The following is a 16,698-nucleotide window of genomic DNA, read 5'->3' as shown; positions in this document are numbered from 1 at the left end:
TTCCTCCGACGTCGCTTTCAATCGTTCCATGACCAGCATCCTGCACAGTCGCGTCGCCGCCGTCGTCGCCGGCTCCCTCGTCCTCGTCGGCCTCGGGTACGGCGCCGCCGTGGCCACCGGTGCCCGCGAGGCCTCCGCCGTCAGCGTGTGCGTGACGAAGAAGAACGTCGTCGTCAGCGCCTCCAGCAAGTCCGCGTGCCCCGCGGGCAGCCACAAGGTCTCGGTCGGCGTGAAGGGGCCGCGCGGCGCCACCGGTGCCACGGGTGCCACCGGACCCGCCGGCGCCACGGGCGCCACCGGTCCGGCGGGGCCGCAGGGGATCCCCGGCACGACCGGCGTCTTCGGGCCGGCCGACATCACGCCGTACGACACCGACCCGGGCGGCACCTCGGGCGGCACGGTGTCCAGCTGCATGCTCGGCGAGATCAGGCTGACCGCCGCGAGCTTCGCCTACGGCACCCCGGCGCGAGGTCAGATCCTCCCGATCGCCACCAACACGGCGCTCTTCAGCCTGATCGGCACCAGCTATGGCGGCAACGGCATGACCACGTTCGCGCTCCCCGACCTCCGCAACGCCGCGCCGAAGGGGCTCATCTACGGCATCTGCACCTCGGGCATCTTCCCCTCGCGCGACTAGCCCACGGTGCGGGCGGTCGCGTGCTCTCGGAGGGCCGCGAGGAGGGCACGTGCCGCGGCCCCCGGCGCTGGGGTCCGTCGTACGGCGAGGTGGAGTTCCCAGTCGGGCGGGCCGTCGACGACCGGCAGCTGGACGCAGCCGTCGACGGCCCCGGTGGCCGGCAGCACGCCGACGCCGAGCCCGGCCCGGACGAACGCGATCGCCGACGGCAGGTCTCCCGACTCGACCACGATCCGGCGGCTGATGCCCGCCCGGCGCAGCTGCTCGTCCAGCATCGTGCGGTTGCCGAACCCGAGCGGGGTGTCGACCCAGTCCTCGTCGGTGAGGTCGGCGAGGCGCAGCCGGCGCCGGCCCGCCAGCCGATGACCGGTGGGCAGGAACGCGCGGAAGGGCAGGCCGAGGAGCCGGTGCGTCCGCAGGCCCGGGTCGGACGGCGGGCTGAAGAGCGCGAGGTCGAGCCGACCGCGCAGCAGGTCGTCCTGGAGCCCGCTGGATCCGCTGGCCGCCACGGAGAGGTTCAGCTCGACGGCCGGGTGTCGCGCCCGGAACGCGGCCAGGGCCGTCGGCAGGTCGATCAGGTCCAGCGAGCTGAACGTGCCGAGCCGGACCCGGCCACGCAGCCCGGCCGACCGCTCGCGCGCCAGGTCGCGCGCCCGGTCGACGGCGGCGACGGCCTCCCGGGCCGCGGGGAGCACCCGCTCCCCGGACGCGGTGAGCCGCATGCTGCGGGTGGTCCGCTCGAAGAGCGTCGCGCCCAGCTCGCGCTCCAGGCTGCGCAACGACGCGGAGACCGTGGACTGCGCGGCGTGCACCCGGGCCGCCGCCCGGGTCACGTTCAGCTCCTCGGCCACGGCCACGAAGTACTCCAGGGCCCGGACGTCCATGAGGTCAATCTATCGCTATGAGCGATGAGTGAGACCCGAATACTTCGTTGGACTCGCAGAGTCGGTCGACGGACCATGGAGACATGACGATCCTCGACCCCCCGACCTCGGCGACCACCGCTCGGCCCGCCTGGCGGCTGCGCCACGGCGCGGGCTTCCGGGTGGTGGCGGCCGCCTTCGCGACGGTGATGGCCTTCGCGACGGTGCCGACCCCGCTGTACGCGATCTACCAGCAGGTCGACGGCTTCTCACCCGCAGCGATCACCGCGGTGTTCGCCGCGTTCGCCGTCGGGGTGATGACCAGCCTCTACCTCGCCGGCCACCTCAGCGACACCCTCGGCCGGCGTCCCATGATCCTGTTCTCGGTGCTGGTCGAGGTCGTGTCGGCGATCGTCTTCCTCCAGTCGACGTCGCTCGTCGTGCTGCTGCTCGCGCGGCTCCTCTGCGGTCTGGGGGTCGGCACGCTCACCGCGACCGCGACCGCCCACCTCAGCGAGCTCCGGCTGGCCGCCCGTCCGGAGGAAGGCCCCGGCAGCGCGGCCACGGTCGCGGGCGTTGTCAACATCGGCGGTCTGGCCACCGGCGCGCTCGTGGGCGGGCTGCTCGCCGAGACCACCGCGCGCCCGCTGCACACGCCGTACCTCGTCTTCCTGGTGCTGCTCGTCGCCGCGGCCCTGGCCGTGGCACTGACCCCGGAGACCGTCGTGCGGGCCGAGGAGCGCCCGGCCTACCGCCCCCAGCGCGTGGCGGTCCCGGCGGCCTCGCGCTCGACCTTCGCCGCGGCGGGTGCGGCGGCGTTCGCCGCGTTCTCGGTCTTCGGGCTGTTCACGTCGCTCGCGCCCACGTTCCTGGTGACGGTCTTCCACCAGCGCGACCACCTGGTCGCCGGAGCCGTGGTCTTCGGGGTGTTCGGCGCCGCCACGCTGTCGCAGGTCGTGGCCGCCCGGTGGCCGCTCGCGCGCCAGCTCGCCGTGGGCGGCGCGGCGACCGCGATCGGTCTGGCCGCCGTCGTCGTCGGCGCGCTGACGCCGTCGGCACCCGTCTTCGTCGTGGGCGGCGTCATCGCAGGATCGGGCGTCGGCCTGGTCTTCAAGGCCTCCGTGGCCCTGGCCGGGAGCCTCGCCCCCGCCGAGAGCCGCGGGGAGGTGCTGGCCGCGGTGTTCCTGGTCGCGTACGCCGGCATCACCCTGCCCGTGCTCGCGGTCGGGGTCGCCCTGCTCGCGGTGCCGGCGGAGCCGGTGCTGGTGGTGTTCGCCGTCCTGGTGGCCGGCGCCGTGCTGGTCACGACCGCCCGGCTCCGGCACACCCAGGCCTGAGGCCGCGTCAGAACTCCTGGACCGGCCGGATCTCGACGACCGGGTGCGCGCGGACGAGGACCTGCGCGGCCTCGACCAGCGCGTCGTAGTCGTCGCAGGTGACGAGGAAGAAGCCCGACAGCTGCTCCACGGTCTCGGCGTACGGCCCCTCGGTGACGACGGCCGTGCCGTGCGGCCCGCTGGTGATCGTTCGGCCCTCCCGGCTGTGGGTCAGCCCGGCGCCGCCGGTCACGGCGCCCCCGCGTGCTGCGAGCAGCTGGCCGAACTCGTAGTCGGTGTCGAAGGTGGCCTGGCGCTCCGCGTCGGTGCGCGTGTCCCAGGTCGCCTCGTCGTCGGCGGGGAACATGACGACGTAGTCGGTCATGGCGGTCCTCTCGGTGTCGTCCGGTCAGTCTCTCTGACACCCCGATGACGCGCGGCGTGTCCTGTATTCGACAACGGAGATGATCCACCGCCGATCTGGGTACCCCAGGGTGTCCGTCGCGTCGTCACCTCCGGAGGCTGGCCCTGTTGCTGTCCCTCACGTACGTCAGCTCCACGAAGGAGCTCCTCTCCGTGCAGGAGCTCGTCGAGCTGCTGGAGGCGATCCGTCCGAAGAACGACGAGCTCGAGCTGACCGGCATGCTGCTCTACAGCGGCGGCAACGTCATCCAGACCCTCGAGGGACCGGACGAGACCGTGGAGCAGATCTTCGCGTCGATCGAGGTGGACCCGCGCCACACCGGGGTCCTGGTGCTGTTGCGCGAGCAGATCGAGGAGCGCGCGTTCCCGCAGTGGTCGATGGGCTTCCGCAACCTCGGCGACCGCGAGGTGCACGACATCGAGGGCTACGAGGACTTCACCCGGCGCAGCTTCGCCCAGGGGCTCGGCGCCCAGACCAGCCCGGCGTACCGGCTCCTGGAGCTGTTCCGCGCCAACATGCGCTAGGTCCCTGGACAGGACGGTGCCGCCTGCCTCAGGGTGGTGCGATGCGTCTTCTCGGAACGCTCGCCCTGTCCACCCTGCTCCTCGGCTCCGCCGTCGCGACCCCGGCGTACGCCGGGGGTCAGCACCCGCCGGGCCATGGCCACGGTCATCACCACGCCGTGGCGTGGGACGAGACCGTCATCGATGCCGACCAGAGCTTCCGCGGTCTCGACGCCGTCGACCGGCGTACGGCGTGGGTGGCCGGCGGCAGCGCCACCGAGGGCGCTCCGGGACGGGTGTTCCGCACGACCGACGGCGGCCGGAGCTGGGACGACGTGAGCCCTCCCGGCACCGAGGGGCTGCTCTTCCGCGACGTCGAGGCGCGCAGCGCGAGGGAGGCCGTGGTCCTGGCGATCGGGCCGGGTGACGCCTCCCGGATCTACCGCACCACCGACGGCGGAGCGAGCTGGACCGCAGCCTTCGTCAACGACGACCCGGCGGCGTTCTACGACTGCCTGGCGTTCTACCCCGGCGGCAAGCGCGGGCTGGCGCTGAGCGACCCGGTCGACGGGAAGTTCCGGATCCTCTCGACCCAGGACTCCGGCCGCACCTGGGCGGTGCTCCCGGACGCCGGGATGCCGGACACGTCGACCGAGTTCGGCTTCGCCGCGAGCGGCGACTGCCTCGTGACGGCCGGGCGGACGGCGTACTTCGGCTCCGGCGGCGGCGCGTCGCGCGTCTTCCGCTCGGACGACCACGGCCTGACCTGGACCGCCACCGACTCCACGATCCCGGCCGGCGACGCCGCGGGCGTGTTCGGCCTGGCGTTCCGTACGCCGCAGCAAGGCATCGCCGTCGGCGGTGACTTCGCGGCCCCGGCCGACGGCGTCGACGCCGTCGCGGTCACCCGCCACGGCCGGAGCTGGCGCAACGCCGGCGACCTGGCACACCTGGGCGAGGACGTCGCCTACCTGAAGGGTCGGGGTGACCGGCTGGTCGTCACCGGCGAGTCCGGCGACGTGAAGGGGACCAGCGTCAGCACCGACGGCGGTCGCAGCTGGACCCAGGTCAGCACCAACGGCTACCACGCGCTCGACTGCACCCGCGACGGTGCGTGCTGGGCCGCCGGTGGCAGCGGCCGGGTCGCCCGGCTCGCCCGTTGAGCTAGCCCGTCCCGGGGCTCGCGCGCGAGGGTTCGGCGCCGGAGACGGATCCCCGGGCCTCGTCGTGCAGCCCGTGCCAGTCCAGGCACAGCAGGGTCGCGTCGTCCTCGAGGGCGTGCCCGGCCGCCACGAGCGCGTGGTCGGCCAGTGCCCGGACGACCTCGCGGGGGTGCAGGTCCTGGCCCTCGCGGATCGCGCTGGGGAGGTCGACCGAGGCGACGTTGCGCTCGAGCATGCCGTCGGTCACCAGGAGCAGGCGGTCGCCGGGTTCGAGCTGCACCACGCTGGCGGCGTACGTGCTGGTGGCGAACATCCCGAGGGGCAGGTCGACCCGCAGGTCCAGCGTCATCAGGTCACCGCCTCGCAGCAGGTACGGCGCGACGTGGCCCGCGTTGACGATCTCGAGCGACCCCGACCCGAGGTCGATCCGGCCGATCAGTCCGGTGACGAAGTCCTCGTCGGACCGGTGCGAGGCGTGCTCGGACACCGCGGCGTTCGACTCCCGAGCCTGGTCGAGCAGCGTCAGGCCGCGGCGGCGCGCGCCGCGGAGTCCCGCGAGGCACACGCTCGCCGTCAGGGCGGCCTCGACCCCGTGCCCCATCGCGTCGGTCAGCGACAGGTGCAGCGAGTCGCGAGCCAGGCTGTAGTCGAACGTGTCGCCGCCGATGCTCGCCGCCGGCTCCAGCCACCCCGCGAGCGTGAACGCGGCGGCCTCGCAGGTGCGCGCCTCGGGGAGCAACCGCTGCTGGATCTCCGCGGACAGCGTGAAGTCCCGGCTGCGCTGCCCCCACTCGTACAGGTCGGTGTGCCGGCGGTTGGCGATGATCACGAAGGCGAGCAGGTGCGCGACCCGGCCGATCTCGGCCAGGACGTCGCGGTCCGGCTCCTCCGGGAGCTGCAGCTCGAGCACGCCGACGGACTCCCCGCGCTCGGTGACCGGGGCGAGCACCGACCACGTCGCCTCCGCGTCCGCCCGCACGACCTGGATGGTCTGGGTGCGCACGGCCTGCTCGTGGGGTCCGCCGTCGAACGGGAGCACCGTCGCCGACTCCTCGTCCTCGCGGCGCTCGCCGCGCGCGAGCGCGTCCGGGGTCGCAGCCGGGTCGGCCGACAGCGGCACGTGGGCGAGCCGCACCAGTGCGCGCCCGGACAGGTCGGTGATGAGGAACGACACGGCGACGGCACCGAAGGCGACCCCCAGCTCGCGGGCGACGGCCTCGACCGCGGCCACCGGTGAGGCGTCCTCGGCGGCCCTCAGGACACGTTCGACGTTCCTCGTCGTGCGTGACCCCGTCATCTCGACGAGCGTAGACCTCCCGGATCAATCGCGTTGCGGCGCCGTCCGCCGGCACCTAGCGTCGCGTGGCATGACGTCTCGGATCGTCGCCCTCTGCTTCGACGCACGCGACCCGGTACGTCTGGCGCGCTTCTGGTCGGGCGTGCTCGGCTGGGAGACGGTCGACGGCCCGTCGTACGACGTGGCCCTGGTGCCCGACGACGACACCGGGTTCCTGCTGCGGTTCGTGCCGAGCGACGCCCCGAAGGTCGGGCCGAACCAGTACCACTTCGACCTCCGGAGCGAGACCCTCGACCAGCAGCAGGAGACCGTCGATCGCGTCCTCGAGCTCGGCGGCCGGCACCTCGACATCGGTCAGGGCGACGTCGACCACGTGGTGCTGGCCGATCCCGAGGGCAACGAGCTCTGCGTGATCGAGCCGGACAACGGCTTCCTCGCCGACTGCCCGTTCATCGGGGCGCTGTCGGGCGACGGGTCACCGGAGTGCGGCTACTTCTGGGCCGCGGCCCTCGACTGGCCGTTGGTGTGGGACCAGGACGAGGAGACCGCGATCCGGTCACCGCACGGAGGTCCGAAGATCACGTGGGGCGGCCCGCCGTACCGGCCCAAGCTGGGCAAGGAGCACGTGTACTTCGACCTCATTGCCGACGGTGACCTGGAGGCAGAGGTCAGGCGGCTGCTCGATCTCGGGGCATCGCGCGTCGACGGGGAGATGCTGGCGGACCCGGACGGGCACGAGTTCAGGCTTCGGGCCGAGTAGTCAGGACCAGTGGTTGCGGTTGGCGCTCTCGCCCAGGTAGCCGACGAAGAGGCGGTCGGGGTCGCGGTCGGCGTAGACCTGCTGCAACCGGGCCCAGGCGTCGTCGGACATGAATCGCACCTGACGGCGGGTGTGGTCGCTGTCGCCGAGGTACTGGCCGACCGTGACGGGCTCCAGGTCGGCCATGGCACCCTCGAGCCAGGAGATGCAGCGCTCGTCGTCCTCGGGTGACTCCCAGAGGACGTACGACGCGAGGTAGATCTCCGACTGGAGCGAGAACGCCATGTCGGGGAGCTCGCGGAGCGGCGCCATCGAGAACCAGATCGTGAAGGCCTTCGCGTTGGGCAGCGTCGTGTAGGCGCGGCGCATCGCCGGGACGACCTCGGCCGCCGAGCCGGAGAGCCAGGCGTTGTCGACGGCCCAGCGGTGGCCCTCGGGGTTGTCCTCGAGCTGACGAGTGCGCTCGGCCTCGGGGGTGGTGGGCTGGTTGTCGATCACGAAGATCGCGCGGTCGAGGGCCGGGTTGCCGCGGAACGGTGCCAGCGCCCGCTCGGCCTCGGCCTCGTCGTCGACCATCGCGAGGGCGGTGACCAGCAGGATCGGGTCGGGTCCGAGGGTGGAATCGGTCTTGGTCAGCGCCACGATCTCGACGGTGTCGGCGACGGTGTGGTGCGTGTCGTGCAGCCAGGTCATCACGTCGTCGAAGTCCTCGAGCCGGAAACCCTGCACGGTGTGCGCGAAGTGCCGGGGGAGCGGCCGGGTCTGCAGGTGGAAGCGGGTCACCAGCCCGGGGAAGCCGGGGCCGGAGCCGCGGGCCGCCCAGTAGAGATCGGCGTTCTCGTCCGCAGAGGCATGCACCAGCGCACCGTCCGCCGTGACGACGTCGACCGCCACCACGTACTCCGCCGCCCAGCCCCAGCCGCGGGCGTTCCAGCCCTGCCCGCCCTGGAGCAGGAAGCCGCCGACACCGACGGTCGGGCAGTGGCCGCCGAGGAAGAACCGTCCGCGCTCGGCGAGGTACGGCGCCAGCTCGGCGCCGCCCTTCGTCGAGGGAGAGACGCGGACGATCCCCGTCTCCTCGTCGAGCTCCATCTCCTGGAGCCCGCCCAGGTCGATGACCAGGGCATCGGTGCGCACCGACCACTGCGCCCAGCTGTGCCCGCCGGAGCGTACGGCGACCTGCCACCCACGCTCACGAGCGAGACGTACGGCGTCGACCACCTCCGCCTCGGTCGTCGGGCGTACGACGGCCGCGGGCCGGCGGTCCGGGAGGCGCCGGTTGAAGATCCGGTCGACCCGCGCCTCCTCGAAGCCCGCTTCTTCCCGGCCGATCACCACGCAGTGAACGGGGTCCCCGCCAAGTTGTTCGGGGGAGCGAAGCGGAGGAGAAGAACGTGGTGGGGTGTTCATCAGGCCGGGGCCACCAGCGCGTGCAGGGTCTGGCCCATGATCCGGCCGGGGTCGGCGCCCTCGGTCTCCGGGTGGATCTCCCACTCGGCGAGGGTCAGGCTGTTGTCGAGCACCATCTTCACGCGCGGGAAGCGGCGCTCCATGAAGGCCGGCAGGACGTCGTCGACCTTGTCACCGCCGGTCAGCATCTCGGCCAGGATCACCGCGTCCTCGGCGCACATCGCCGCGCCCTGCGCGATCAGCGGCGGGCACGCGTGGGCGGCGTCGCCGATGATGATCGAGCGGCCGCGGTGCCACGGCGACTCGACGCAGATCGCCTCGATCCACTGGTAGTTGACGATCGCGTCGTCGGCGAGGCTGTCGCGCACGACGCCCCAGGTGCCGCCGTACCCCTGGCCGCGCTCCTTGAGCTCGGCGCCGCGCGGTCCCTCGCCGAGGTAGGACCGGTCGAGGTCCTCCTCGAGCAGGAAGGCGTAGCAGAGGTCGTCGGAGATGGGGGTGTAGCCGGCCTTGTACTTCGGGCCGCCGTAGTACATCTCCGAGCAGTCCATCTCCGCGGGCCGCTTGGCGACCGTGCGCCAGATGCCCATGCCCACGTGGTGCGGCTCGTCGGTGATGCCGATCATCGAGCGCACCTTGGAGCGGATGCCGTCGGCGCCGACCAGCAGGTCGACCGTCTCGGACGTGCCGTCCGACAGCGTGACCGTGACCGAGTCGCCGTGGTCGTCGATGGCGGTGAGCGTGGTGCCGAGGCGTACGTCGACGCCGGCCGCCACGACCTCCTCGGCCAGGATGTCGGCGAGGTCGCCGCGGACCGCGCCCATCGTGCCGGGCAGGTCGGGCCCGCCCATCGGCGGCGTGGGGATCTCCGCGATCACGTGGCCGTCGGCGGTCCGCAGGCGGAGGTGGCTGAAGGGGAAGCTCTTCTCGGCGAGCCGGTCGTAGATGCCGACGGCCTTGAAGGCCTTGAGCGCGTTGCCCTGCAGGGTGATGCCGTGACCGACCCCGCCGAGCGACTCGCGCAGGTCGACGAGGATGACCGACACGCCCTTCTGGGCCAGGGCGAGCGAGAGCACGCCGCCGGTGATGCCGCCGCCGACGACGAGGACGCGGTTGGTGTGGGACTCAGACATGGGAAGCCTCCTGGGCAGTGAGGGCGGGTGTCGCGACGGCGTCGGCGATGAGCTGGAAGGCGTGGCCGACGGGCTCGACCTCCGCGGGCAGGTTGAGGAAGCCGTGCAGGACGCCGGGCACCAGGTGCCGGGTGACGTCGACGGCGGTCACCGCCGGCGCGGGGGCGGCGTCCGGCCACTGCATGAATGCCAGGAACCGCTCCTCCAGGGCCGGGTCGCTCATCAGCTCCTCGAAGGACGAGATGCCGTCGAGCAGCGGGAACCGCTCGACGTACGCCGGGTGGACGCTCATGCAGTCGTCGCCGTCTCGTACATCGACGCCCGCGAGCCGGTGATCCAGCCGACGACGTGGTCGCGGTCGGCCCCCTTGACGGGCAGGTCGGCGACCTTCTTGCCGCGGTTGAGGATGACCAGACGGTCGGCGACCTCGTAGCAGAGCGGGAGGTCGTGGGTGACGACCACGATCGCGATGCCCTGGTCGGCCATCCGGCGGATCAGGCCCTCGACGTTCTTGGTCTGCTCGTAGCCGAGGGCGGCCGTGGGCTCGTCGAGCAGCAGGATGCCCTGCGACTCACCGTTGACCCGGATCGCGCTGCGCGCGAGCGCCACGACCTGGCGCTGACCGCCGGAGAGCATCTCGACCGGCCGGGTCATCGGAGCGGTGCGGACGCCGAGGCGGTCCAGCTCCTTCTCCGAGCTGCGCCGCATCGCCCTGCGGTCGACGAAGCCCAGCCAGCCGAGCGGGCCCTTGCGGAGCTGCTCCTGACCGAGGTTGAGGTTGATCGCGATGTCCTGCGGCTCCACCAGGGACAGGTCCTGGTAGACCATCTGGATGCCCGCGTCGGCCGCGTCGCTCGGTGCGCTGAAGGAGTGCTCCTCACCGCGCACGCGGATGCTGCCGTGCGACGGCTTGTGGGCGCCGGACATCACCTTGAGCAGCGTCGACTTGCCGGCGCCGTTGTCGCCGAGCAGGCCGACGACCTCGCCCGGCATCACGTGGATGTCGATGTCGTCGAGAGCACGCACGAAGCCGTAGTGCATCTCGATGCCGGTCAGCTCCAGGGCAGGGGTCGTCATGTCAGACCTTCTTCTGGTGGACGGAGAGATTGGCGGCCATCAGCCGCTCCGAGACGCTCGACTGGATGACCCGCTCGAGCGCGAGGGAGCCGAGGAGCAGGGCGCCGGTGCAGACCGTGGCCCAGTAGGGCTGGATCCCGCGGATGGTGAGGCCGTTGCTGATCGTCGCCAGGATCAGGGCACCGACCAGGACGCGGGGCAGGCTGCCCCGGCCGCCGGTGAGCGCGACGCCGGCGAGGGCGACCGCGGTCAGCGCGTTGAAGATGATCGCCGGGCTGGCCGACGGGCTCGCCTCGGTGACGACCGCGGTGCTGACCAGGCCGCCGAGCGCGGCGAGCAGGCCCGAGATCACGAAGCCGAGCACCGTGTAGCGGGTGGCGTGGATGCCGGCCCGGCGTACCGCCTCGGCGTTGCCGCCGACCGCCATCAGCCGGATGCCGTCGCGGGTGCGGGTCAGGAAGATCGTGCCGACGACGAAGACGAACGCCACGATGAAGACCGGCGCAGGGACGCCGGAGAAGGAGTCGCCGACCGTGAAGTAGCGGTGCGTCCCCATGAACTCGAGCTGGGTCAGTCCGGGGAACGTGTAGCCGCCGGCGATGACGGCCGCCAGGCCGGTCAGCACCGACAGCGTGCCGATGGTGACGATGATCGGGTTGAAGCCGCGGATGGTGATGAGGCCGTTGAAGATGCCCACGACGACGCCGGTGGCGAGCCCGGCCGCGAGGCCGAGCCAGGTGGCGTGCCCGTGGGTCAGGATCCAGCCGCACACGCAGCTGGCGACGGCTGCCGTGCCCGGGAGCGACAGGTCCAGGACCCCGGTCATGATGCCCACGCCGACACCGGCCGCGAAGAGCGCGGTGAGCGCGGCGGCGTTGGCGATCAGCAGCGCGTTGTCGACCTGGAAGAAGTACGGCGAGCACCAGAACGCGAAGACCACGATCAGCAGTCCCCACAGCACGAAGATGCCGCGGTCGCGGAAGAACACCAGGACCGACACCGAGCGCGGCATGTCCTGCCCGGAGTTGTTGACGGGGGCCGGCGCCGGGCCGGGGCCAGGGGCCTCGGCCACGGTCGCCTCGGAGTTGGTCACGGTGCTCAACTTCCTGCCTTGACGACCTTCTGCGGGGTGACGAGCTGCTCGCCGTCCGCGGTCGGGTCCTTCAGCATCGTGGTGAGGATGTCGACGTTCTGGGTCATGTCGTCGGCGAACTGGAGCGCCACGACGGCGTAGATGTCACCGCTCTTGACCGCGGCGAGGGACTCGTCGTTGCCACCTGTCTCGGTGATGCACGGGGTGTCCTTGCCGGCGGCCTTGAAGGCGCCGATCGTGCCGAGCGCGCCCTCGTCGTTCTGGGCGAAGACGGCGGTGATGTCGGGGTGCCCCTGGAGCACGCTCCCGACGTCGGTCTGCGCGGCCTGGCGGTCGCTGACCACGGTGGTGGCGACGATCTTCGCGTCGGGCGCCGTCGCGGCGAGGGTCTTCTTGACCGCGTCCTCGTACTCCTGCTTGCCGGCGGTGCCGGGGGAGGCCTCCTCGAAGAGGACCTCGGCCTTGCCGTCGAGCTTCTCGTTGATGCAGTTGCCGAGCTCGGTGCCCGCGGCCTCGCCCTCGGCGCCGTAGTCGATGGTGGCGAAGGAGATGCCCGGCTGCATGCCGGAGAGGCCGTACGCCTCCGGGGTGCCGTTGACGACCATCGGCACGCCCTTCTCCTGGGCGAGCGGGATCAGGGACGCGGCGGCCTCGGGGGCGACCATGATCGCCCAGACGGCGTCGGCCTTCCCGGACGAGATCGCGGTCTGCAGGTCGGTGACCTGCTTCTGCGGGTCGAGGTTGGGGTCCTGGACGACGACGTCGTACCCCTGGGACTTGCCGTAGCCCTGGATGCCCTCCGAGAGCTGCTTCATCGCGGGGATCTTCAGCGCCAGGGGCGAGAAGACGAGGGTCTTGCTGGAGTCCGAGCCCGAGCCCGTGTCCGAGCCGGCCGCCGGCTTGGTGCCGTCGCTCCCGCAGGCGGCGAGCGTCAACAGACTGCCGACGGCGAGGGCGGCGAGGGCCGCCATGCTTCGCTTGGAGAGGGGGTGCTGCATCGTCAACTCCTGGTTTCCGGGGCGGGTGGACTCCGCCTGTGGGTTCGGTCACAGGAAACCGGTGACGGCGGTCACCCGGAACCCCGATCGGAGTGATGCCAGGCATCGACGTCCGCACTTTCCCCGGCCGTCGGAGCCGCGCCTAGCGTGATGACGTCAGTCACACCGCGCCCACCGAGGAGCCCCTTCATGTCGTACGTCGTCAGCGCCGTCTGGACCGCCGAGCCGGGTCAGGAGGGCGTCGTGCTCGACGCGATCGAGAAGCTCACGCCGCCGTCGCGCGAGGAGCCGGGCAACCTCTTCTACCAGGCCTTCCAGGACCCCGAGGCCCCCCTGGTCTTCCGCCTGTTCGAGATCTACACCGACGAGGCGGCGTACGCCGCGCACGGTGCGTCGGACCACTTCAAGCAGTACGCGCTCGAGCAGGCCATCCCGGTCCTCGCCAACCGCGAGCGCGCCTTCTACGAGACCATCGGCGGCTGAGTCGTGCGTCTCGCCACCTTCCGTCGGCGCGCTGACGAGCCGCACCTGCGGCAGGTCGGGCTCGTGCTCGGACAGGGTGACCACGTCCGCGTGCACCCGTTCGACGCCGGCTTCGACCTGGTCGGGCTGCTGGCTGAGTCTCCCGAGTGGCGGGACTCCCAAGCCGACGTCGCGGCGGCCGGTGACGGCCTGTCGCTGGACGAGATCGTGCTGCTGCCGCCGGTCTACCCGGTCGCGATGCGCGACTTCCTGACCTTCGAGGCGCACGTCGACGGCATGGAGCGCGGCCACGGCAACCCGGGCCCGCCGGCCGCCTGGTACGACGCCCCGGTCTTCCTCTTCATGGCGCCGCACGCGGTGACCGGACCGTACGACGACGTCGCGATGCCACCCGACACCGAGCGCCTCGACTTCGAGCTCGAGGTCGCGGCGATCGTCTGCCGCGACGTCCGCAACGCGACCCTCGACGAGGCCCGTGCCGCCATCGGCGGCTACTGCGTGATGAACGACTGGTCCGCCCGCGACATCCAGGGCAAGGAGATGAGCCTCAAGCTCGGCCCCTCGAAGGGCAAGGACTTCGCCACCACGATCGGCCCCTGGGTCGTCACCGCCGACGAGCTCGATGACTGCCGCGACGGCGACGGCTTCCTGGACCTCCCGATGACCGTGTCGGTCAACGGGGTCCGGGTCGGCGAGGACCGCTCCGGGCACATGGGCTGGTCCTTCGAGCAGCTCGTCTCGCACGCGTCCCGCGCGTCCTGGGTGAAGGCCGGCGAGGTGCTCGCCTCCGGCACCTGCTCCACCGGGTCGCTCGCCGAGTCGTGGGGCCGCACCGGGTCGCTGACCCCACCGCCGCTGCAGGTCGGTGACGTCGTCGAGATGACCATCGAGCGGCTCGGCACGATCCGCAACCTCGTGGTCGAGCCGGAGGAGTCCGTGGACGCGGTCGCCCCTGCCCGTCGACGCTCGCGCTTGGAGGCGTCAGCATGAGGGTTGTCGTCACCCGCAACCCCGCCACGGGCGAGGAGCTCGCGACGTACGACGCGCACGACGAGGCCGGTGTCGAGGCGGCGCTGGCCGCCGTGCACGCGGCGTCCCAGGTGTGGGGGGCCACTCCGCTCGACGACCGCCTCGGGCTGCTGCGCGGCGTCGGCAAGCGGCTGAGCGAGCGGCGCGAGGAGTACGCCGCGCTGATCACCGCCGAGATGGGCAAGCCGCTCGCCGAGGCGCTCGGCGAGGTCGACAAGTGCGCCTGGAACTGCGAGGTCGTCGCCGACCTCGCGACCGGCTGGTTGGCCGACCACGAGATCGAGTCGTCGGCGTCGCGGTCGTGGCTGTCGTACGAGCCCGTCGGCGTCGTCTTCGCGGTCATGCCGTGGAACTTCCCCTTCTGGCAGGTGCTCCGCTTCGCCTGCGCGGCGTTGGCCGCCGGCAACGCCGCGCTGCTCAAGCACAGCCCCGACGTCACCGGCTGTGCGCTCGCGATCGAGGACCTCTTCGCCGACGCTGGCCAGGATGTGGGCTGCCCGACCGGGCTCTTCCGGTCGTTGGTCGTGGCGGCCGAGGACGTCCCGGCCGTGTCGCGGCGCGTGGTCGAGGACCCGCGGGTCGCCGCCGTCACCCTGACCGGCAGCGAGCGTGCCGGCTCGGCCATCGCCTCGATCGCCGGTGCGGCGATCAAGAAGTCGGTGCTCGAGCTCGGCGGGTCCGACCCCTTCGTCGTCCTGGCCGACGCGGACGTGCCGCTCGCCGCCGCCACCGCTGTGAAGGCCCGCTTCACCAACACCGGCCAGAGCTGCGTGTGCGCCAAGCGCTTCATCGTCCACGAGGACGTCGCCGACGAGTTCGTCGAGCGCTTCGTCGACCACATGGCCCTCCTGGAGATCTCGCCGATGGCCCGCGAGGACCTGCGGGACGCCGTCGTGCGGCAGGTCGAGGAGTCCGTGGCACAGGGTGCGCGGCTCGTCACGGGTGGCAAGGCGATCGACGGTCCGGGCTGGTACGTCGAGCCGACGCTCCTGACCGACGTCGAGCCCGGCATGACCGCCTTCGTCGAGGAGACCTTCGGCCCGGTGGCGACGGTGACCCGCGCCCGCGACGACGACCACGCCGTCGAGCTCGCCAACGCCACGACGTTCGGACTCGGCGCCTCGGTCTGGGGCTCGTCGGAGCACGCCCTCGCCGTGGGGCGCCGGGTCCGCTCCGGCGCCCTCTTCGTCAACGCGATGGTCGCCTCCGACCCGCGGCTGCCCTTCGGCGGCATCGGCCGCAGCGGCTACGGCCGCGAGCTGTCGGCCGAGGGCGTCCGGGAGTTCACCAACGTCCGCACCATGGTGGTCAGCTAGATGCGTCTCGACCACGTGGGCCTCAACGTCAGCGACCTGGAGTCGATGACGGCCTGGTACGGCGCCGCGCTGGAGCTCGACGTGGAGTTCGAGTTCGCCCTCGACCACGTCGACTTCAGCGGGGCGATGCTGCGATCGGCGGACGGCTGGCGACTGGAGCTGCTCTCGCGTCCGGGCAACGTCGCAGGCCTGCAGGCCGCGAACCCGGTCGAGGCCGCCCTCACCCGCGGCTTCGGCCACGTCGCCTTCGACGTCCCCGACGTGGACATGGCGTACGACGCCCTGCTCGCCGCCGGCGCCAGCGACCGGATGTCACCGCGCCCCTCGCCCGAGCCGGGCGTGCGGATGGCCTACGTCGCCGACCCCGAGGGCAACCTGGTCGAGCTCCTGGACCGGAGCACGGCATCATGACCGGGCGGCTCGACGGCAAGGTCGCGCTGATCACCGGCGTCGGTGGTGGCATGGGCGTCGCGGCGGCTCGGCGCTTCGCCGCCGAGGGCGCCCGCGTCGTGGGCTGCGACCTCGAGCGGGACGGCGCCGCGCGCACCGAGGAGCTGGTCCGGTCCGCGGGTGGCGAGATCACCGTGATGGGTGGCGTCGACCTCGGGGACGCGGCCGCCGCCCGCGACTGGGTCGACGCCGCGGTCGCGACGTACGACGGCATCGACGTGCTCTACAACAACGCGTCGACCCAGCGGTTCGGCGCCCTCGACGAGCTGAGCATCGAGGACTGGGACTTCACGATGCGCAACGAGCTCGACCTCGTCTACTACACGGTGCGCGCCGCGTGGCCGCACCTCAAGGCGTGCGGCGGCGGCTCGATCATCAACGTCGGCTCGATCGCGGCGATCCGGGGCGTGGAGTTCATGCCGCAGAACGCGCACTCGACCGCCAAGGGCGGCGTGATCGCGCTGACCCTGCAGCTGGTCGTCGAGGGCGGGCCGCACGGCATCCGCGCCAACGTGATCAGCCCCGGCATGACCGAGACGCCCAACACCGCGCCGCTGCTGGCCGATCCGCCGGAGCGGATGCAGCGCGTCGTACTCGACCGGATCCCGCTCGGTCGGCACGGCCAGCCGGAGGACGTCGTCAACGCGGCGGTCTTCCTCGCGTCCGACGAGTCCTCGTGGATCAGCGGCACCAACATCGTCATCGACGGCGGCGCGTCCGTCCTCGGATAACTAGGAGAGAAGCAG

19 protein-coding genes are annotated in these 16,698 nt (G+C 72.1%); 10 read left to right on the top strand and 9 right to left on the bottom strand.

Features of this window, described 5'->3' with window-relative positions:
* The first annotated feature begins 28 nt into the window (after positions 1 to 28).
* The gene (locus tag ABEA34_RS10280; RefSeq protein WP_345521159.1) at positions 29 to 637 is read left to right on the top strand and encodes a phage tail protein; all 609 of its coding nucleotides are present in this window, start codon (positions 29 to 31) and stop codon (positions 635 to 637) included.
* Here ABEA34_RS10280 and ABEA34_RS10275 read toward each other — a convergent pair.
* A complete protein-coding gene (locus ABEA34_RS10275; protein WP_345521158.1) occupies positions 634 to 1,521 on the bottom strand; it encodes a LysR family transcriptional regulator in 888 nt (295 codons plus the stop codon). The genes ABEA34_RS10280 and ABEA34_RS10275 overlap by 4 nt on opposite strands.
* Before the next feature lie 83 nt (positions 1,522 to 1,604).
* Here ABEA34_RS10275 and ABEA34_RS10270 point away from each other — a divergent pair, with 83 nt between their 5' ends.
* Complete coding sequence (locus ABEA34_RS10270; RefSeq protein ID WP_345521157.1) at positions 1,605 to 2,837, top strand: MFS transporter; 1,233 nt, start codon at positions 1,605 to 1,607, stop codon at positions 2,835 to 2,837.
* 7 nt (positions 2,838 to 2,844) lie between these two features.
* On the opposite strand, the gene ABEA34_RS10265 is transcribed toward ABEA34_RS10270, so the two are convergent.
* Positions 2,845 to 3,201, bottom strand: a complete 357-nt coding sequence (locus ABEA34_RS10265; protein ID WP_345521156.1) for a YciI family protein — start codon at positions 3,199 to 3,201, stop codon at positions 2,845 to 2,847.
* Between the two features lie 146 nt (positions 3,202 to 3,347).
* Between ABEA34_RS10265 and ABEA34_RS10260 the strand changes: the two genes are divergently transcribed.
* Both ABEA34_RS10260 and ABEA34_RS10255 read left to right on the top strand, forming a co-directional pair.
* A complete protein-coding gene (locus ABEA34_RS10260; RefSeq protein ID WP_345521155.1) occupies positions 3,348 to 3,764 on the top strand; it encodes a BLUF domain-containing protein in 417 nt (138 codons plus the stop codon).
* A gap of 41 nt (positions 3,765 to 3,805) precedes the next feature.
* Complete coding sequence (locus tag ABEA34_RS10255; RefSeq protein WP_345521154.1) at positions 3,806 to 4,906, top strand: WD40/YVTN/BNR-like repeat-containing protein; 1,101 nt, start codon at positions 3,806 to 3,808, stop codon at positions 4,904 to 4,906.
* A 1-nt stretch (position 4,907) separates the two neighbouring features.
* Here ABEA34_RS10255 and ABEA34_RS10250 read toward each other — a convergent pair whose 3' ends face one another.
* Positions 4,908 to 6,203 carry a PP2C family protein-serine/threonine phosphatase gene (locus tag ABEA34_RS10250; protein WP_345521153.1) on the bottom strand — a complete coding sequence of 432 codons (1,296 nt, stop codon included), beginning with the start codon at positions 6,201 to 6,203 and terminating at the stop codon, positions 4,908 to 4,910.
* A 70-nt stretch (positions 6,204 to 6,273) separates the two neighbouring features.
* On the opposite strand from ABEA34_RS10250, the gene ABEA34_RS10245 reads away from it, so the two are divergent.
* Complete coding sequence (locus ABEA34_RS10245; RefSeq protein WP_345521152.1) at positions 6,274 to 6,963, top strand: VOC family protein; 690 nt, start codon at positions 6,274 to 6,276, stop codon at positions 6,961 to 6,963.
* Here the strand turns inward: ABEA34_RS10245 and ABEA34_RS10240 are convergent, their stop codons facing one another.
* The 6 genes from ABEA34_RS10240 to ABEA34_RS10215 all read right to left on the bottom strand — a co-directional run bounded on the left by ABEA34_RS10240 (position 6,964) and on the right by ABEA34_RS10215 (position 12,674).
* The gene (locus tag ABEA34_RS10240; RefSeq protein WP_345521151.1) at positions 6,964 to 8,301 is read right to left on the bottom strand and encodes an FAD-binding oxidoreductase; all 1,338 of its coding nucleotides are present in this window, start codon (positions 8,299 to 8,301) and stop codon (positions 6,964 to 6,966) included. It abuts the gene before it with no gap.
* Positions 8,302 to 8,372: 71 nt separating this feature from the next.
* Positions 8,373 to 9,506: an FAD-dependent monooxygenase gene (locus ABEA34_RS10235; RefSeq protein ID WP_345521150.1), complete on the bottom strand. Its 1,134-nt coding sequence runs from the start codon at positions 9,504 to 9,506 to the stop codon at positions 8,373 to 8,375.
* Entirely contained in the window at positions 9,499 to 9,798 is a 300-nt protein-coding gene (locus ABEA34_RS10230; protein ID WP_345521149.1) for a hypothetical protein, read from the bottom strand. Before ABEA34_RS10230 ends, ABEA34_RS10235 begins: the two co-directional genes overlap by 8 nt.
* Positions 9,795 to 10,583 (bottom strand): ATP-binding cassette domain-containing protein, encoded by a 789-nt coding sequence (locus ABEA34_RS10225; RefSeq protein WP_345521148.1) that lies wholly within the window; start codon positions 10,581 to 10,583, stop codon positions 9,795 to 9,797. Before ABEA34_RS10225 ends, ABEA34_RS10230 begins: the two co-directional genes overlap by 4 nt.
* A gap of 1 nt (position 10,584) precedes the next feature.
* Positions 10,585 to 11,676, bottom strand: a complete 1,092-nt coding sequence (locus ABEA34_RS10220) for an ABC transporter permease (protein WP_345522775.1) — start codon at positions 11,674 to 11,676, stop codon at positions 10,585 to 10,587.
* A gap of 5 nt (positions 11,677 to 11,681) precedes the next feature.
* Positions 11,682 to 12,674 carry a sugar ABC transporter substrate-binding protein gene (locus ABEA34_RS10215; protein WP_345521147.1) on the bottom strand — a complete coding sequence of 331 codons (993 nt, stop codon included), beginning with the start codon at positions 12,672 to 12,674 and terminating at the stop codon, positions 11,682 to 11,684.
* 189 nt (positions 12,675 to 12,863) lie between these two features.
* Between ABEA34_RS10215 and ABEA34_RS10210 the strand changes: the two genes are divergently transcribed.
* Genes ABEA34_RS10210 through ABEA34_RS10190 form a run of 5 tightly spaced genes read left to right on the top strand, consistent with a single transcriptional unit; the run spans position 12,864 to position 16,683 of the window.
* Positions 12,864 to 13,157, top strand: a complete 294-nt coding sequence (locus tag ABEA34_RS10210) for a putative quinol monooxygenase (RefSeq protein ID WP_345521146.1) — start codon at positions 12,864 to 12,866, stop codon at positions 13,155 to 13,157.
* A gap of 3 nt (positions 13,158 to 13,160) precedes the next feature.
* A complete protein-coding gene (locus ABEA34_RS10205; protein ID WP_345521145.1) occupies positions 13,161 to 14,147 on the top strand; it encodes a fumarylacetoacetate hydrolase family protein in 987 nt (328 codons plus the stop codon).
* Positions 14,144 to 15,502: an aldehyde dehydrogenase family protein gene (locus tag ABEA34_RS10200; protein WP_345521144.1), complete on the top strand. Its 1,359-nt coding sequence runs from the start codon at positions 14,144 to 14,146 to the stop codon at positions 15,500 to 15,502. Before ABEA34_RS10205 ends, ABEA34_RS10200 begins: the two co-directional genes overlap by 4 nt.
* Positions 15,503 to 15,913 carry a VOC family protein gene (locus ABEA34_RS10195; protein WP_345521143.1) on the top strand — a complete coding sequence of 137 codons (411 nt, stop codon included), beginning with the start codon at positions 15,503 to 15,505 and terminating at the stop codon, positions 15,911 to 15,913. It abuts the gene before it with no gap.
* Positions 15,910 to 16,683 carry an SDR family NAD(P)-dependent oxidoreductase gene (locus ABEA34_RS10190; protein ID WP_345521142.1) on the top strand — a complete coding sequence of 258 codons (774 nt, stop codon included), beginning with the start codon at positions 15,910 to 15,912 and terminating at the stop codon, positions 16,681 to 16,683. Before ABEA34_RS10195 ends, ABEA34_RS10190 begins: the two co-directional genes overlap by 4 nt.
* Positions 16,684 to 16,698: the final 15 nt, after the last annotated feature.

It is taken from the genome of Nocardioides conyzicola, from assembly GCF_039543825.1.
GTDB lineage: Bacteria > Actinomycetota > Actinomycetes > Propionibacteriales > Nocardioidaceae > Nocardioides > Nocardioides conyzicola.
Note: the sequence above shows the minus strand (reverse complement) of the source record. Positions and strands in the feature narration are given on the sequence as shown.